Source organism: Leclercia sp. LSNIH1, assembly GCF_002902985.1.
Classification (GTDB): domain Bacteria; phylum Pseudomonadota; class Gammaproteobacteria; order Enterobacterales; family Enterobacteriaceae; genus Enterobacter.
Window position 1 is genome coordinate 3959490 of record NZ_CP026167.1, and the last position, 16682, is coordinate 3976171.

The following is a 16682-nucleotide window of genomic DNA, read 5'->3' on the forward strand; positions in this document are numbered from 1 at the left end:
ACAGCGATTGCTGATGACAATAATTTTCCGTTGTCCCTATCATAACCTCAATTTCTGCTGAATCGAAGCAGCAGACAACACAACCCTGCATAGCCGCTTTTTATTTGCGCAATGCCCGGCAGATTAGATGCGACAATAATTCCAGCTGGCGAGCAAGTTCCATGCTCAACCATACATAGCCGTGTATGGGCGTTTCCGCCACGTTTTCATTGTGATGATCGTTGATCAGCTGACGCAGCTCGGCAACGATTTCGTTCAGCCGCTCGGTGTTCGCCAGTATGGGCTGCGGATTGCCTTCATAAAGCGCATGGGCAATGGTGAGCAGCGTTTGCTGTGTCATCTGCTGCGTCTCTTTTAAGGTCCGGGCATTCAGCATCACAAAATGGCTGGCCCGGGAGGACCAGTGGGCGTTGATCTGTAGCTCGAGCATGCAGACAAGATTGCGGCTCACGGTCTGGATCGCTTCAAAGATCGCTTTCTGGATATGGGTCTCTTTGCTGGCCGGGGTAATCAGACCGCGCATTTTGACCACATCGTTGAGGATGGTTTGCAGGTGTTTTTCCAGCCGTGGTCGTTCCACCAGGTTGGGGGAAAAGCCCGCCTGATAGACCCGGTTAAAGGCGGTGACGTAGTTCGCCATCTGAATACGCCAGTGCAAAAAGGCCCGCTGCGGCCAGATGCCAGTAAAGAGCATCGCCAGCAATGACCCCAGGATAACATCACCGCTTCGCCAAAGCGCAGTTTGCATATCCCCGGTCGGCGCACCAATCACCACCGCAAGGGTGATACCGATAAGCAGCGCCTGATAGGGTCGTTTGCCCAGTGCCAGCCAGCCGCAGAGAAACATGGCCGCCGCGCACCACAGCAGCATCAACGGCAGAGAGATAAGCTCCAGTTTCAGGGCAATTAACCCCATTGCCGAGCCCAGAATGGTGCCGCCAATGCGCTCATACGCGCGCGGAACGACGTTCCCCCAAAAGGAGATCGGCCCCATGATGACCACCAGGGTGATCAGCGGCCATGTCCCTTCCGGCACGGCCAGCAGACGCACCAGTAAAAAAGTGAGGATAAACGCCAGCGCGATACGGCATCCATGTACGATGCGGTAATGACGATACAGTCGAATTTCAAAAGGCGTTAGAGATTTGTCGGGGCGCACACGCTCTCCAGCTTTACGGCAAACCCTGATTGTACTGCGTTTTCTGCCGGAGTTGTGCTCCCCGGCAGAAAAACCCTGTTAAGTGTGGGCATTAAGGAACCGTTATGCCATGCGGCTCTGTACAGGAATAAACATCTCAATATCCCAGTAGCCGTCGACATTCCCATCATTCAGATAACGTTCAAAACAGGCTTTTGGCGCGATCTGGTAATCGACATCCTCAAGCAGACTGTCGAAAAACCGATTCCACGGCGTGGCGAAACCATGGTTCTCAACGCGGGCCGTCGCCACCGCGTAGTCGCCTGCCGCCACTTCGGTCAGGATCACCCCTTCACTGTTGGGAGGAATAACAAAATCGTCCGGCACGGTGACAACCGTGTCGCAGCGTAGTTTTTCGGCAGGCACTTCGTCAGGGTTATCATAATAGACCGCCACCCACTCCAGCGGCTGGATCTGACGCCCCTCTACCCACATCATCAGTTGTTCAAAACCCTGCTTAACGGTTTGCTCCCACGGGCCAACCATATGAAAACCGGCAATTTTGCGTTTATTCTGGTGCGTGATGCTGTAGTCCATGCTGCCTCCGATTGTTTACTGTATATACATACACTGTAATGCAGAAAAAAGCGGTTTAACAATAATGACCTGTCTATTATGGGAGCAGGCTCGCACTGTCGCCAGCCTGCTCCTCCAGGCGCTACGCCTTATGGTGCAGATAGTCGCTCAGCCGCGAGAACATCCCGCCTTTACCCACATTCTCCAGCGTCACCAGCGGCCAGTGGGCTACCACTTTATCGCGATCGTACAGTTCGATCTCCCCGACCCGCTGATGGGCGGCAATCGGTGCTTCGAGCTCTTTCTTATCCAGGACATACTTCGCCTTGATGTTCGGCAGCTCCGCCTTTGGCAGTGCCAGCCAGAAGTCCCGATCGGTACCTAACGAGATACGCTCTTTATCGCCGTACCAGATGCGCTCGTTGCCCACCTGCTTACCGTTACGCAGGATCTGCACGGTATCGAAATTCTGCTGGCCCCAGTGGAGCAGTTTGCGCGCCTGATCCTCGCGGCCTTTTAGGCTTTCAGCCCCCATGACGACAGCAATCAGACGGCGCTCACCGTCAACAGCAGAGGCGATCAGGTTAAAGCCGGCGCCAGAGGTGTGTCCGGTTTTCAGGCCATCCACGCTGAGCGACTTGTCCCACAGCAGACCGTTCCGGTTCTGCTGGGTGATACCGTTCCAGGTCAGGCTCTTTTCACTGTACATATGGTAAAACGCCGGCTCGCCGTGGATGATGGCGCGGGAGAGCACCGCCAGATCGTAAGCGGAGCTATGCTGGCCCGGCGCATCGAGACCATGTACCGTTTCAAAGTGGGTGTCGCGCAAATTCAGCTTTTTAACGTAATCATTCATCATATTGACGAACTGCGGCTGTCCGCCCGCCACGTAATCGGCCAGCGCCACGCAGGCGTCATTCCCGGAATCGACAATCAGTCCGCGGCTGAGGTCGCGCACGGAGACCCGTTCACCCGCTTTCAAAAACATTAGCGAGGAGCCGTTAAAAACCGGGTTCCCTTTGGCCCACGCGTCCTGGCCTACGGTCACCATATCGTCCGGCGTAATGCGATGGCTGTCGATCGCGCGGTCAACCACATAGCCGGTCATCAGCTTGGTCAGGCTGGCCGGATTGCGCTGCTGATGTTCGTTGCCCGCCGTTAAAATTTGTCCCGTCGTATAGTCCATCAGCACCCAGGAACCCGCCTGGATAGCTGGCGGCTGCGGCGCATAATTAATCGGGTCGGCAGCCAGCGCGGATGAAATGCTCAAAGTGAGTAAAGAAACAGCAATAAACAGACGGCGTTTCAACGGTATATCCTCAGGTCATTTAAAATCGTTGCCCTTTTTACGGAAGTTTCCCGCTGGATACCTGGAATAATTGCAAAAAAATGTGACAGCACGCATGTTTTTCCCGGATACCAGGTCGCAAATTTGCAGGTGGACAGCGCTTTTTCTTCGGCGTGCCTGGCCGGATGGTTTACCATAGCAGTGTCACTCATAAACAGGATGGTATTACTGGTGTCTGACTCCGCCGCGCGCCCGACTTTTTTATTCCACGATTACGAAACCTTCGGCACCAGCCCTTCGCTGGATCGCCCTGCCCAGTTTGCTGCCATCCGCACCGATGCGGATTTCAACGTTATTGGCGAGCCGGAGGTATTCTATTGCAAACCGGCCGATGACTATTTACCCCAGCCGGGGGCGGTGATGGTGACCGGTATTACGCCGCAGGAGGCCCGCGAGAAAGGGGTGAATGAGGCGGAGTTTGCCCGTCGCATTCACGACCTGTTCACCGTGCCCAACACCTGCGTGGTGGGCTACAACAACGTGCGCTTCGATGATGAAGTAACCCGCCATATTTTTTACCGTAACTTCTACGATCCCTACGCCTGGAGCTGGCAAAACCGTAATTCGCGCTGGGATCTGCTCGACGTGATGCGCGCCTGCTACGCCCTGCGTCCGGAGGGGATTAACTGGCCGGAAAACGACGACGGGCTGCCCAGCTTCCGTCTGGAGCATCTGACCCGCGCGAACGGCATTGAACACAGTAATGCCCATGATGCCATGGCGGATGTGTATGCCACCATTGCGATGGCGAAGCTGGTTAAGACCCGACAGCCGAAGCTGTTTGAATATCTGCTAAGCCATCGCAGCAAGCAAAAATTAACCACTCTGATTGATGTGCCGCAGATGAAACCGCTGATGCACATCTCCGGGATGTTTGGCGCCTGGCGAGGCAACACCAGCTGGGTCGCCCCGCTGGCCTGGCATCCGGACAACCGCAACGCGGTGATTATGGTGGATCTGGCTGGCGATATTACCCCGCTGCTGACGCTCGACAGCGACCAGCTTCGCGAGCGTTTGTATACGCCGAAAGAGGCGCTGGGTGACGATGCCGCCGTACCGGTGAAGCTGGTGCATATCAATAAGTGTCCGGTGCTGGCGCCAGCCAACACCCTGCGCCCGATCGATGCCGAGCGGTTGGGCATCGATCGTCAACGCTGCCTGGCTAACCTGAAGCTGCTGCGGGAAAACCCGCAGGTGCGGGAAAAAGCGGTGGCGATCTTCGCTGAAGCGGAACCATTTATTCCTTCTGAGAATGTCGATGCCCAGCTCTATAACGGCTTTTTCAGCGATGCGGACCGCAATGCCATGAACATCGTTTTGCAGACCGATCCCCGCAACCTGCCCGCACTGGACATTACCTTTGTGGATGAGCGTATCAGGAAGCTGATGTTTAACTACCGCGCGCGAAATTTCCCCGGCACGCTGGATGAGGCCGAGCAGGAGCGCTGGTTGCAGCATCGCCGTAACGTCTTTACGCCGGAGTATTTACAGGCTTATGCCCAGGAGCTGGAGATGCTCTACGGTGAGTATGAAGGCAATGCGGAGAAGCAGGCACTGCTGAAAGCGCTGTATCAGTATGCGCAGGAGATAGTGTGACCTGAGAAAGCAAAAAAGCCGGAGGCGATGTCTCCGGCTTTTTTTTGCCCGTCGGCACTACGGTGGCGCGGGCCTACGGGTTTTGTGGTCTATTAATCAGGCGACGTCTTCGTACTGCGGTACCGGGTTGCGGAAGCTTTTAGTCACACATGCCAGGTAAACCAGACCAATACCACCCCAGATCAGACCCAGAACCATGGAGCTCTCTTCCAGGTTGATCCACAGCGCACCCACGGTCAGCGCGCCACAGACCGGCAGAAGCAGATAGTTGAAGTGGTCTTTCAGCGTTTTGTTGCGCTTCTCACGGATCCAGAACTGCGAGATCACGGAGAGGTTAACAAAGGTAAAGGCAACCAGCGCACCGAAGTTAATCAGGGCGGTAGCGGTAACCAGGTCAAAGTTAATCGCCAGCAGCGCAATCGCACCGACCAGCAGCACGTTCCATGCTGGGGTACGCCATTTCGGATGAACATAACCGAAGAAGCGCGTCGGGAATACGCCGTCGCGGCCCATGACATACATCAGACGAGAAACGCCCGCGTGCGCCGCCATGCCGGATGCCAGTACGGTAACGCTGGAGAAGATCAGCACGCCCCACTGGAAGGTTTTACCCGCAACATAGAGCATGATTTCTGGCTGTGACGCGTCCGGATCTTTGAAGCGAGAGATATCCGGGAAGTAGAGCTGCAGGAAGTAAGACGCACCGATAAAGATGATGCCGCCCAGCAGCGCCGTCAGGAAGATAGCGCGCGGGATGACACGCTCTGCGTCTTTCGTCTCTTCAGACAGAGAAGAGATACCATCGAAGCCCAGGAACGAGAAGCAGAGGATCGTCGCACCGGTGATCATTGGCACAACATGCGCATCTTCAGACCAGAACGGACGTGAGCTTACCAGCGTACCCGCACCTTCACCGTGAGAAACGCCGTAGATGATCAGACCGACAATGACCGCCACAATCGCCATCTGCAGGATAACGATCAGGGTGTTGAAGTTGGCAACGGTCTTGATGCTGCGCAGGTTAGAGATGGTCATAAAGGCCACCAGCGCCACAACGAAGATCCACGACGGCACGGAAGGCACCAGCGCTTCGAAGTAAATTTTTGCCAGCAGAATGTTGATCATCGGCATGAACAGGTAGTCCAGCAGTGATGACCAGCCCACCATAAAGCCAACAGCCGGGCTAATGGACTTCTGAGCATAGGTGTACGCAGAGCCTGCGGACGGGAAGCGGCGAACCAGCTTGCCGTAGCTCAGCGCAGTAAAGAGGATCGCGACCAGCGCAAAGGCATACGCCGTTGCAACGTGACCGTCAGTGAGGCCTGATACGATACCGAATGTATCAAACAGCGTCATCGGCTGCATATAGGCAAGGCCCATCATAACAACCGGAATCAACGTAAGCGTTTTACGTAATTCCACGCGAGAGGTTTTTGGAGTTGCGTTATGCGACATAGTTATTCTCCTTTACGGTGAATACCGCCACGTAAGCGAATGATTGCCCCATTTCTTTCTTCCTCAGCGACAACAACTGTCGGATTTTAGTAAATATCTATCCGGTACGAAGCCCGGCCTCTTGGATTTAAATGATTTTCTTACATGCAAAAAAAAATAACCGACGCCTTTTATATCGTCGATTATTTATATGTTTGCAGCGGCGCATTTTGCCCTGGTTTGAGGCGAAAAGGCAAGGGTGCGACGGCAATTTGAAACAATAATTCATACTAATTGCTTGATTTTCCGGCTTCGCTTTGGGCATAAACAGCAGCAATAGCACTATTTGCTAAAATTTCCTGCCGCCACCAGGCACTGGCGAGGCCGGCAGTCTGTTCATTCCAGCCTATCCATACTGAATCATAACTGGATTGCGCCATCACCTGCTTCTCAATTAACGCCCCACTTTCGATAAAACGCTGAGCTAAATAACGCGGAAGGTAACCGCAGCCTAAGCCGCTTATTTGCAGTTCAAGTTTGGTTTTAAAATCGAAAACGGTAATGGCTTCCTGATCGTCGAGCAGCTGCGATGACGCGGTGCAGCCAGGCAAAGCGCTGTCGCCCACCACGATGGCACGGTAGCTTTTAATGACCCGACGGTTAATTGGCTCTGGCTCCTGGGCTAAAGGATGGTGCGGGGCAATGACGAAGACCTGTTCGAGCTGCCCCAGACAGGCAAAACCAAATTCACTGAGCTGGGGCGGCTCGTGTAATGCGCCGACGACGATATCTGCCCGCCCCTGCACCAGCGCTTCCCACGAGCCTGCGAGGACGCCGTTGATAAACTTAAGCCGGGTAACGCTGTGTCGCTGATAGAAGGCTTCAATCAGCGGCGAGAGCAGTGAAAAGGGAAAGGTGTCGTCTACGCCGATTACCAGCTCATTTTCCCAGCCCTGATGCAGTTTGACGGCCTGCTTTTCCAGCTCGCGTACTGAATGCAGCACTTCCCGCCCTTTTTCCAGCAGCATTTTTCCGGTGCGGGTAAAGCGCGCCCGGTGGCCGGTACGGTCGAGGATCTGAATGTTGAGGTCGCTTTCAAGCTTATGAACGGTATAACTGAGGGCGGAGGGCGTTTTAAAGAGCTTCGCCGACGCCGCAGCAAAGCTCCCCTCTTTTTCCAGGGCATCGAGGATGATTAGGACATCCAGCAGCGGTTTCATGCTCACCCCCTTGTGGTGCGCTTACGCTCCGCCAGCGGCGTTACTCCATAGGCATAACCAGCGGATCGGGAAAGAGATACTCAAATCCCAGTTCATGACAGATGCGGTTCCCATCAATCAATTTGCCCTTCCCCTCTCCAGGGGCATCGTGAAAGTGCGGTGGTGCCAGGCCAAGCTGACGAGCCATCACCGGATAGAATGTACTGCGTGTCGGATGAGAGGGCGCACATATATTATAGATGTGCCCGCCCTTTGGAGCCTGTAATAGCAGAGTAATCGCACCAATAACATCTTCAAGGTGTACCAGATTGACGCCATGTTGTCCGTCAGGCGCTGATTTTCCGGCAAAAAAGCGCCCCGGATGACGGCCAGGCCCAACCAGCCCCGCAAGCCGTAATATATCCACCTGGGTGCCGGGTAAATTATGCAGCCAGTCCTCCAGCTCTTTTAAAACACGCCCGCTGGAGGTTACCGGCTGGCGCGGCATATTTTCTTTGACGGCACCTTCGACATCGCCATATACCGAGGTTGAGCTGGTGAAAATAATGCGCGGAATATGGTGTGCCAGCGCGCTGTCGACAATTTCCTGCACCGCTTGCAGATAATAGGTTTCACCCGGACCGGTGCGACGTGCCGGCAGCGTTAATACCAGCGCATCCACATTCATCAGAGCGTCCAGGTCATCGGCGTCGCATACCAGTTCCGGCTCAAGGCGCAACTCAACGCTCTCAATACCGCACATCCGCGCCGCCTCGACGCCATCTGCGGTGGTTTTGCTGCCAGTGACGTGCCAGCCCCGCGCCTGTAACGACATAGCCAGCGGCATTCCAAGCCATCCCAGACCGACAATTGCGACCTTTTTCATGCGTTTTCTCCTGACTATTACGCCTCTGCTGTAAGGCTACGCCAGCCACGCTGAACTGACAATTGATAGCGCTAATATGAAATCATTTAATGATTAAAAAAAGCCCTTGCTTTATATAGCGCAAGTGGTTTAGGTTAAACGACATCACATGAATAAGCATTCATCGAGAATTTTATGACACGCGTTCAATTTAAACACCACCATCATCACCATCATCCTGACTAGTCTTTCAGGCGATGTGTGCTGGAAGACAGTTAGATCTTCCAGTGGTGCATGAACGCAAGAAAAAGCCCCCGGAAGATCATCTTCCGGGGGCTTTTTTTTGGACCGTGTTCAGGCAAGTTACAACAGGATCATGAGGAACCGACAATGTTAGATAATTCACGTTTACGCATAGCTATGCAGAAATCAGGTCGTCTTAGCGACGATTCACGCGAACTGCTGGCGCGCTGTGGCATAAAAATTAACCTGCACACGCAGCGTCTGATTGCGCTGGCAGAGAATATGCCGATTGATATTCTGCGCGTGCGTGACGATGACATTCCGGGCCTGGTGATGGACGGCGTGGTGGATCTGGGCATCATTGGCGAAAACGTGCTGGAAGAAGAGCTGCTGACCCGCCGCGCCCAGGGCGAAGATCCGCGCTACTTCACGCTGCGCCGTCTGGATTTTGGCGGCTGCCGCCTGTCGCTGGCCACCGCGGCTGACGAACCGTGGGACGGCCCGGCTTCCCTGAACGGCAAGCGAATTGCCACCTCCTACCCTCACCTGCTGAAGCGCTACCTCGATCAGAAGGGCGTGCAGTTTAAATCCTGTCTGCTGAATGGTTCTGTTGAAGTTGCGCCGCGTGCCGGTCTGGCTGATGCAATTTGCGATCTGGTTTCCACGGGCGCCACGCTTGAAGCGAACGGCCTGCGCGAAGTGGAAGTGATCTACCGCTCCAAAGCCTGTCTGATCCAGCGCGACGGCGAAATGCCGGAAGCCAAGCAGCAGCTGATTGACCGTCTGCTGACCCGTATTCAGGGTGTGATCCAGGCCCGTGAATCTAAGTACATCATGATGCATGCGCCTACCGAACGCCTGGATGAAGTGATTGCCCTGCTGCCGGGCGCTGAACGCCCTACTATTCTGCCGCTGGCAGGGGATCAGCAGCGCGTGGCGATGCACATGGTCAGCAGCGAAACCCTGTTCTGGGAAACTATGGAAAAACTGAAAGCGCTGGGGGCCAGCTCTATCCTGGTGTTGCCGATTGAGAAGATGATGGAGTAACAACCATGAGCTTTAACACCGTGATCGACTGGAACACCTGTAGCGCGGAACAGCAGCGCGCCCTGCTGATGCGCCCGGCTATCTCCGCGTCACAGAGCATTACCCGCACCGTGGCGGAGATTCTGGAAAATGTGAAAACCCGAGGCGACGACGCCCTGCGGGAGTACAGCGCTAAGTTTGATAAAACCGACGTCGCGGCGCTGAAGGTCAGCGAGCAGGAGATTACCGAGGCCGCAGCGCGTCTGAGCGATGAGTTAAGGCAGGCGATGGCTGTCGCGGTACAGAACATTGATACCTTCCACACTGCGCAAAAGCTACAAACCGTCGATGTGGAAACCCTGCCCGGCGTACGCTGCCAGCAGGTGACCCGTCCGGTCGACTCGGTGGGCTTGTATATTCCGGGTGGCTCCGCTCCGCTCTTCTCTACCGTGTTGATGCTGGCGACCCCTGCCCGTATCGCCGGTTGCCGTAAAGTGGTGCTCTGCTCTCCGCCACCGATTGCCGATGAAATCCTCTATGCCGCGCAGCTGTGCGGGGTACAGGAGATCTTCAACGTCGGCGGGGCGCAGGCTATTGCGGCGCTGGCGCTGGGGACGGAGTCCGTTCCGCGCGTGGATAAAATCTTCGGCCCGGGCAACGCCTTCGTCACCGAAGCCAAGCGCCAGGTCAGCCAGCGGCTGGACGGTGCGGCCATCGATATGCCAGCCGGTCCGTCGGAGGTACTGGTGATTGCAGACAGCGGCGCGACCCCGGATTTTGTCGCTTCCGATCTGCTCTCCCAGGCCGAGCACGGCCCGGATTCACAGGTTATCCTGCTGACACCGGATGCAGATATGGCAAAACGAGTGGGTGAAGCCGTAGAACGTCAGCTCGCGGATCTGCCCCGGGCAGAGACTGCCCGTCAGGCGCTCTCTGCCAGCCGCCTGATTGTCGCCCGGGATCTGGACCAGTGCATCGCCATTTCTAATCTCTATGGCCCGGAGCACCTGATCATTCAGACCCGCAACGCCCGTGAGCTGGTCGACAGCATCACCAGCGCCGGTTCGGTATTCCTTGGGGACTGGTCCCCGGAGTCCGCAGGGGATTACGCTTCCGGAACGAACCACGTGCTGCCGACATACGGTTATACCGCCACCTGCTCCAGCCTGGGGCTGGCGGATTTCCAGAAGCGCATGACTGTGCAGGAGCTTAGCCGCGAGGGCTTTGCCTCTCTTGCCGCGACGATTGAAACCCTGGCCGCCGCTGAACGGTTGACCGCCCACAAAAATGCCGTGACGCTGCGCGTTGCCGCCCTGAAGGAGCAAGCATGAGTATTGAAGAGTTAGCCCGCGACAACGTTCGCGCCCTGACCCCGTATCAGTCTGCCCGCCGCCTGGGGGGCAATGGCGATGTCTGGCTGAATGCCAACGAATTTCCGACGCCTGTCGCCTTTGCGCTGACCCAGCAGACGCTGAACCGCTATCCGGAGTGTCAGCCGAAAGCGGTCATTGAAAACTATGCGGCCTACGCTGGTGTGCAACCGGAGCAGGTGCTGGTGAGCCGCGGTGCGGATGAAGGTATCGAACTACTGATCCGCGCCTTCTGCGAGCCGGGCAAAGACGCGGTGCTCTACTGCCCGCCAACCTACGGCATGTACAGCGTCAGCGCCGAAACGTTCAACGTTGAGTTGCGTAAAGTACCGTCTCTGGAAAACTGGCAGCTTGATTTACAGGGCATTGCCGATAATCTCGACGGCGTGAAGGTGGTCTTTGTCTGCAGTCCGAACAACCCCACCGGCCAGCTGATTAATCCGCAGGATATTCGCGCCCTGCTGGAGATGACCCGCGGCAAAGCGCTGGTGGTCGCCGATGAAGCCTATATTGAGTTTTGCCCCCAGGCGACGCTGGCCGGCTGGCTGGCAGAGTATCCGCACCTGGTGATCCTGCGAACCCTCTCAAAAGCGTTTGCCCTGGCCGGGCTGCGCTGCGGCTTTACCCTGGCGAATAAAGAGGTGATCGATCTGCTGATGAAGGTGATTGCGCCTTACCCCCTCTCGACGCCAGTGGCGGATATCGCCGCGCAGGCGCTGTCGGCAGACGGCATTACGGCCATGCGCAGCCGCGTGGCGCAGATCGTTGACGAGCGTCAGTATCTGGTCAGCGCACTTAAAACCATTGCCTGCGTTGAACAGGTTTTCGACTCAGAAACCAACTATATTCTGGCGCGTTTTACCGCCTCGAGTGCAGTATTTAAATCTTTGTGGGATCAGGGCATTATCCTTAGAGACCAGAACAAACAACCCTCTTTGAGTGGCTGCTTACGCATTACCGTGGGTACCCGTGAAGAGAGCCAGCGCGTTATCGACGCCCTGAATGCGGAGAAAGTATGAGCCAGAAGTACCTCTTTATCGATCGTGACGGCACCATTATTTCGGAACCACCCTCGGATTTTCAGGTCGATCGTTTCGACAAGCTGGCGTTTGAAGCCGATGTCATTCCGGTGCTGCTTAAGCTGCAAAAAGCCGGTTTTAAGCTGGTAATGATCACCAACCAGGACGGTATGGGCACCGACAGCTTCCCGCAGGCCGATTTTGACGGCCCGCACGATCTGATGATGCAGATCCTGACCTCACAGGGCGTCGCCTTTGATGAAGTGTTGATTTGCCCGCATTTACCCGCTGATAATTGCGACTGCCGTAAGCCGAAAGTGAAGCTGGTCGAGCAGTATCTGGCCGAAGCGGCGCTGGATAAAGCCAACAGCTACGTGATTGGCGATCGCGCTACCGACATAGAACTGGCCGCTAATATGGGAATTACGGGCCTGCGCTATCACCGTGACGCCCTGAACTGGGCGATGATTGGCGAGCAGCTGACCAAACGCGATCGTTTCTCCCACGTGGAGCGTAATACCAAAGAGACGCAGATCGACGTTAAGGTCTGGCTGGATCGCGAAGGCGGCAGCAAAATCCACACCGGCGTGGGCTTTTTCGATCATATGCTGGATCAGATCGCTACCCACGGCGGATTCCGTATGGAGATCGGCGTGAAAGGCGATCTCTACATTGACGATCACCACACCGTGGAAGATACCGGCCTGGCGCTGGGCGAAGCGCTGAAGCTCGCGCTGGGTGACAAGCGCGGGATTAACCGCTTTGGCTTTGTGCTGCCGATGGATGAGTGCCTGGCGCGCTGCGCGCTGGATATCTCTGGCCGTCCGCACCTGGAATATAAAGCTGACTTTACCTACCAGCGCGTAGGCGACCTGAGCACCGAGATGGTTGAGCACTTCTTCCGCTCCCTCTCCTACGCCATGGGCCTGACGCTGCACCTGAAAACCAAAGGTAAGAACGATCACCACCGCGTGGAGAGCCTCTTTAAGGCCTTTGGCCGCACCCTGCGCCAGGCCATTCGCGTGGAAGGCGATACCCTGCCGTCGTCGAAAGGAGTGCTGTGATGAACGTGGTGATCCTCGATACCGGTTGCGCCAACCTTAACTCCGTAAAATCAGCCATTGCCCGCCATGGCTACGAGCCGCTGGTTAGCCGCGATCCGGATGTGGTACTGCGCGCCAGTAAACTCTTTTTACCGGGCGTCGGTACGGCACAGGCGGCGATGGATCAGATCCACCAGCGTGAGCTGGTCGAGCTGATTAAGGCCTGTACCCAGCCGGTGCTGGGAATTTGTCTGGGCATGCAGCTGCTGGGCCGCCGCAGTGAAGAGTCCAACGGCGTGGACCTGCTGGGCATTATTGATGAAGACGTGCCGAAAATGACCGATCACGGTTTACCTCTGCCGCACATGGGCTGGAACCGCGTCTACCCGAAAGCGGGCGATCGCCTGTTCCGTGGTATTGAGGACGGGGCGTACTTCTATTTCGTGCACAGCTACGCAATGCCGGTGAACACACACACTATCGCTCAGTGTCATTACGGCGAGCCCTTCACCGCCGCAGTGCAGAAAGATAACTTCTACGGCGTGCAGTTTCACCCGGAGCGCTCCGGTGCCGCAGGTGCGCAGCTGCTGAAAAACTTCCTGGAGATGTGATGATTATTCCTGCTTTAGATTTAATTGACGGCACGGTTGTCCGTCTGCACCAGGGCGATTACGGCCAGCAACGCGACTATGGCAACGATCCGCTGCCCCGACTGCAGGACTATGCCGCCCAGGGCGCCGAGGTGCTGCACCTGGTTGATCTCACCGGGGCGAAAGAACCGGCCAGACGCCAGATCCCACTGCTGAAAAAACTGGTCGCGGGCGTTAATGTCCCGGTGCAGGTTGGCGGCGGCGTGCGTACCGAAGAAGATGTGGCGGCGCTGCTCGACGCGGGCGTGGCGCGCGTGGTGGTCGGCTCCACCGCGGTGAACGATCCCGAGACGGTAAAAGGCTGGTTCAGGCGCTTCGGTGCCGACGCGCTGGTGCTGGCGCTGGATGTGCGTATCGATGACCAGGGTCAAAAACAGGTTGCGGTCAGCGGCTGGCAGGAGAACTCTGGGGTGACGCTGGAGGCGCTGGTCGATCTCTACCTGCCGGTGGGCCTGAAGCATGTTTTATGCACCGATATCTCCCGCGACGGCACCCTGGCGGGCTCTAACGTGTCGCTGTACGAAGAGGTGTGCGCCCGTTACCCGCAGGTGGCATTCCAGTCTTCGGGCGGCATTGGTGATTTAAATGATATCGCGGCCCTGCGCGGTACGGGCGTTCGTGGGGTTATCGTTGGTCGCGCCCTGCTGGAAGAAAAATTTACTGTAACGGAGGCGATTCAATGCTGGCAAAACGGATAATTCCTTGTCTCGACGTGCGGGATGGTCAGGTCGTGAAGGGTGTGCAGTTCCGCAACCATGAAATCATCGGTGATATCGTTCCCCTGGCAAAACGCTATGCGGAAGAAGGGGCTGACGAGCTGGTCTTTTATGATATCACCGCCTCCAGCGATGGACGCGTGGTGGATAAAAGCTGGGTGGCGCGCGTGGCGGAAGTGATCGACATTCCTTTCTGCGTGGCGGGTGGGATTAAATCGGCGGACGATGCGGCCAAAATTCTCTCCTTTGGCGCCGATAAGATCTCCATCAACTCCCCTGCCCTGGCCGATCCCGAACTGATTACCCGTCTGGCGGATCGCTTTGGCGTACAGTGCATTGTGGTCGGCATCGACACCTGGTTTGATGAAGCCACCGGCAAATACCACGTTAACCAGTACACCGGCGATGAGAGCCGTACCCGCGTGACTCAGTGGGAGACTTTGGACTGGGTGCAGGAAGTGCAGAAGCGCGGTGCGGGGGAGATTGTCCTGAATATGATGAACCAGGACGGCGTGCGCAACGGTTATGACCTGGAGCAGCTGAAAAAGGTGCGCGCCGTCTGCCATGTGCCGCTGATTGCCTCGGGTGGCGCAGGCACGATGGAGCACTTCCTGGAAGCTTTCCGTGATGCCGATGTTGACGGCGCGCTGGCGGCCTCGGTATTCCACAAGCAGATTATCAATATTGGTGAGTTAAAAACGTTCCTGGCGAATCAGGGCGTGGAGATTAGGGTATGTTAACAGAGCAACAACGTGCGCAGCTGGACTGGGAAAAAACCGACGGCCTGATGCCGGTGGTGGTGCAGCACGCGGTGTCCGGTGAAGTACTGATGCTGGGCTATATGAATCAGGACGCCCTGGCGAAGACCGTCGATAGCGGCAAAGTGACTTTCTTCTCACGCACCAAACAGCGGTTGTGGACCAAGGGCGAAACCTCAGGTCATTTCCTGAATGTGGTCAGTATCACCCCTGACTGCGATAACGATACGCTGCTGGTGCTGGTTAACCCTATCGGGCCTACGTGCCACCTGGGCACCAGTAGCTGCTTTGCAGACGCCAGCCACCAGTGGCTATTCCTCTATCAGCTGGAGCAGTTGCTGGCTGAACGTAAAACGGCCGATCCACAAAGTTCCTATACCGCGAAACTCTATGCCAGCGGCACCAAGCGCATCGCGCAGAAAGTGGGTGAAGAAGGCGTTGAGACAGCCCTGGCCGCCACCGTGAACGACCGGGCTGAATTAACCAATGAAGCCTCTGACCTGATGTATCACCTGCTGGTGCTGCTCCAGGATCAGGATCTGGACTTAACGACAGTGATTGAAAATCTGCGCCAGCGACACAAATAAAAAAACCGGGGAAACCCGGTTTTTTTAGCTGTTGAATCTGTATCAGGCTGTGGCGTTATAGTTACGCAGCGCGTTGCGGCCTAACACCACACCGGAGCCAATGATACCGCCGAGTAATACGGCCAGAACCAGAACTAGCGCGCGTTTAGGACTGTCACGACGAATCGGCAGATCTGGCTTCATCACGTAACGATACGCATGAATGGTGGTTGGATCGATTTTCAACTTCTGAATGTCGAGCAGTTTCTGTTTGTTTTGATAATAACTTTCAGAGAATGTTAGCGGACGTGAAGTCTCACGCGCGATCATTTCTTGCAACGCTTCGGTACCTAACAGAAACATGGTTTCCTGAGTAACATCCTGAGTCTGTTGAATTTTAGGAGTGGTAATGTTTGCCGCCTCGGCGTACTTGAGCGCTTCTGAAATCTGTTTGATGCGCAGGTCTTTTTGTTCCTGAGCAATAGTTTCCTGATTACTCAACACGTCTTTCAGGGTAGCAACCTGCTGTTTAATGTTGTCATTGAGGTCAACTTCAAGCTCTTTTTGAATCTGCTCATCAATTTGCTGGATATACTTCGCCACCTGTTTTTGCGCCGACTCGGCTGAACTATTCACATAGTTAATGCTTAATGGGAAGTTTTGGCCTTTAACAGTAGGCTCGATTGTCAGCTTTTCCGGTTCGACCTGGTTCTCAAGAGATTGGGACAACGCCGAGAACGAGGCGTTATAGCGGGTAATTACAGTCTCCTGGATATCTGATAATTTTGGTGCCGCGGTACCAAAAAGAATATTCAGTGCAGTACTGTAGTTCCCTATTTGGGCAGCGTCTGGTTCAGTAATGATTGCTGTAGAAGTCCACTTCTCTTTAGCAAAAGCCAGGTACACGCCTGCAAGAATCAATGCGATGGCGATAAAAGCAGCAATGACCCATTTTCCCCGCCACAGCTGGACGACAAGATCAATCAGATCAATCTGCTCAGGGTCACTGCTTCGCGTGACCACGTTATTGTTGTGAGTCATATAGTCCTTGGAATGCAAATAAGCGCAAAGTATAAAGTCTGGGATATAGTTTATCGATTGTTTTCGGATTATCTATAGGAATCCGATGAGGCAT

General features: G+C 55.5%; 18 protein-coding genes and 1 other annotated feature. Of the genes, 10 read left to right on the forward strand and 8 right to left on the reverse strand.

Going from position 1 to position 16682, the window contains the following annotated elements:
• Window positions 1-100: 100 nt before the first annotated feature.
• The 3 genes from C2U54_RS19675 to dacD form a co-directional block, all read right to left on the reverse strand.
• The gene (locus C2U54_RS19675) at window positions 101-1159 is read right to left on the reverse strand and encodes an FUSC family protein (protein WP_103180182.1); all 1059 of its coding nucleotides are present in this window, start codon (window positions 1157-1159) and stop codon (window positions 101-103) included.
• Window positions 1160-1261: 102 nt separating this feature from the next.
• Entirely contained in the window at window positions 1262-1735 is a 474-nt protein-coding gene (gene sbmC, locus C2U54_RS19680; protein ID WP_103180183.1) for a DNA gyrase inhibitor SbmC, read from the reverse strand.
• A gap of 121 nt (window positions 1736-1856) precedes the next feature.
• Entirely contained in the window at window positions 1857-3029 is a 1173-nt protein-coding gene (dacD, locus tag C2U54_RS19685; RefSeq protein ID WP_103180184.1) for a serine-type D-Ala-D-Ala carboxypeptidase DacD, read from the reverse strand.
• A 204-nt stretch (window positions 3030-3233) separates the two neighbouring features.
• Between dacD and sbcB the strand changes: the two genes are divergently transcribed.
• Entirely contained in the window at window positions 3234-4658 is a 1425-nt protein-coding gene (gene sbcB, locus C2U54_RS19690) for an exodeoxyribonuclease I (RefSeq protein WP_103181108.1), read from the forward strand.
• A 96-nt stretch (window positions 4659-4754) separates the two neighbouring features.
• Here the strand turns inward: sbcB and C2U54_RS19695 are convergent, their stop codons facing one another.
• The 4 genes from C2U54_RS19695 to C2U54_RS19710 form a co-directional block, all read right to left on the reverse strand.
• A complete protein-coding gene (locus C2U54_RS19695) occupies window positions 4755-6113 on the reverse strand; it encodes an APC family permease (RefSeq protein WP_168192029.1) in 1359 nt (452 codons plus the stop codon).
• Window positions 6103-6165 carry a membrane protein YoeI gene (yoeI, locus tag C2U54_RS28135; RefSeq protein WP_138370007.1) on the reverse strand — a complete coding sequence of 21 codons (63 nt, stop codon included), beginning with the start codon at window positions 6163-6165 and terminating at the stop codon, window positions 6103-6105. Before yoeI ends, C2U54_RS19695 begins: the two co-directional genes overlap by 11 nt.
• Before the next feature lie 217 nt (window positions 6166-6382).
• On the reverse strand, window positions 6383-7312 hold the full coding sequence (locus tag C2U54_RS19705) for a LysR family transcriptional regulator (RefSeq protein WP_103180187.1): 930 nt from the start codon (window positions 7310-7312) through the stop codon (window positions 6383-6385).
• Between the two features lie 40 nt (window positions 7313-7352).
• Window positions 7353-8177, reverse strand: coding sequence for an SDR family oxidoreductase (locus tag C2U54_RS19710; RefSeq protein WP_103180188.1), 825 nt, complete (start codon window positions 8175-8177; stop codon window positions 7353-7355).
• A 174-nt stretch (window positions 8178-8351) separates the two neighbouring features.
• On the opposite strand from C2U54_RS19710, the gene hisL reads away from it, so the two are divergent.
• The 9 genes from hisL to hisIE all read left to right on the forward strand — a co-directional run bounded on the left by hisL (window position 8352) and on the right by hisIE (window position 15568).
• Complete coding sequence (gene hisL / locus C2U54_RS19715) at window positions 8352-8402, forward strand: his operon leader peptide (protein WP_001364200.1); 51 nt, start codon at window positions 8352-8354, stop codon at window positions 8400-8402.
• Window positions 8378-8501: a sequence feature (His leader region), on the forward strand. Its footprint overlaps the gene before it by 25 nt.
• A gap of 45 nt (window positions 8502-8546) precedes the next feature.
• Window positions 8547-9446 (forward strand): ATP phosphoribosyltransferase, encoded by a 900-nt coding sequence (hisG, locus tag C2U54_RS19720; protein WP_103180189.1) that lies wholly within the window; start codon window positions 8547-8549, stop codon window positions 9444-9446.
• A 5-nt stretch (window positions 9447-9451) separates the two neighbouring features.
• Window positions 9452-10756 (forward strand): histidinol dehydrogenase, encoded by a 1305-nt coding sequence (gene hisD / locus C2U54_RS19725; RefSeq protein ID WP_103180190.1) that lies wholly within the window; start codon window positions 9452-9454, stop codon window positions 10754-10756.
• Window positions 10753-11814: a histidinol-phosphate transaminase gene (gene hisC, locus C2U54_RS19730; protein WP_103180191.1), complete on the forward strand. Its 1062-nt coding sequence runs from the start codon at window positions 10753-10755 to the stop codon at window positions 11812-11814. The genes hisD and hisC overlap by 4 nt, the downstream gene beginning before the upstream one ends.
• Complete coding sequence (gene hisB, locus C2U54_RS19735) at window positions 11811-12878, forward strand: bifunctional histidinol-phosphatase/imidazoleglycerol-phosphate dehydratase HisB (protein ID WP_103180192.1); 1068 nt, start codon at window positions 11811-11813, stop codon at window positions 12876-12878. The genes hisC and hisB overlap by 4 nt, the downstream gene beginning before the upstream one ends.
• Window positions 12878-13468 (forward strand): imidazole glycerol phosphate synthase subunit HisH, encoded by a 591-nt coding sequence (gene hisH / locus C2U54_RS19740; RefSeq protein ID WP_103180193.1) that lies wholly within the window; start codon window positions 12878-12880, stop codon window positions 13466-13468. The genes hisB and hisH overlap by 1 nt, the downstream gene beginning before the upstream one ends.
• Window positions 13468-14205, forward strand: coding sequence for a 1-(5-phosphoribosyl)-5-[(5-phosphoribosylamino)methylideneamino]imidazole-4-carboxamide isomerase (gene hisA / locus C2U54_RS19745; RefSeq protein WP_103180194.1), 738 nt, complete (start codon window positions 13468-13470; stop codon window positions 14203-14205). Before hisH ends, hisA begins: the two co-directional genes overlap by 1 nt.
• On the forward strand, window positions 14187-14963 hold the full coding sequence (gene hisF / locus C2U54_RS19750; protein WP_103180195.1) for an imidazole glycerol phosphate synthase subunit HisF: 777 nt from the start codon (window positions 14187-14189) through the stop codon (window positions 14961-14963). The genes hisA and hisF overlap by 19 nt, the downstream gene beginning before the upstream one ends.
• Complete coding sequence (gene hisIE / locus C2U54_RS19755; protein WP_103180196.1) at window positions 14957-15568, forward strand: bifunctional phosphoribosyl-AMP cyclohydrolase/phosphoribosyl-ATP diphosphatase HisIE; 612 nt, start codon at window positions 14957-14959, stop codon at window positions 15566-15568. Before hisF ends, hisIE begins: the two co-directional genes overlap by 7 nt.
• Before the next feature lie 42 nt (window positions 15569-15610).
• Here the strand turns inward: hisIE and wzzB are convergent, their stop codons facing one another.
• Window positions 15611-16588 carry an LPS O-antigen chain length determinant protein WzzB gene (gene wzzB / locus C2U54_RS19760; RefSeq protein WP_103180197.1) on the reverse strand — a complete coding sequence of 326 codons (978 nt, stop codon included), beginning with the start codon at window positions 16586-16588 and terminating at the stop codon, window positions 15611-15613.
• Window positions 16589-16682: the final 94 nt, after the last annotated feature.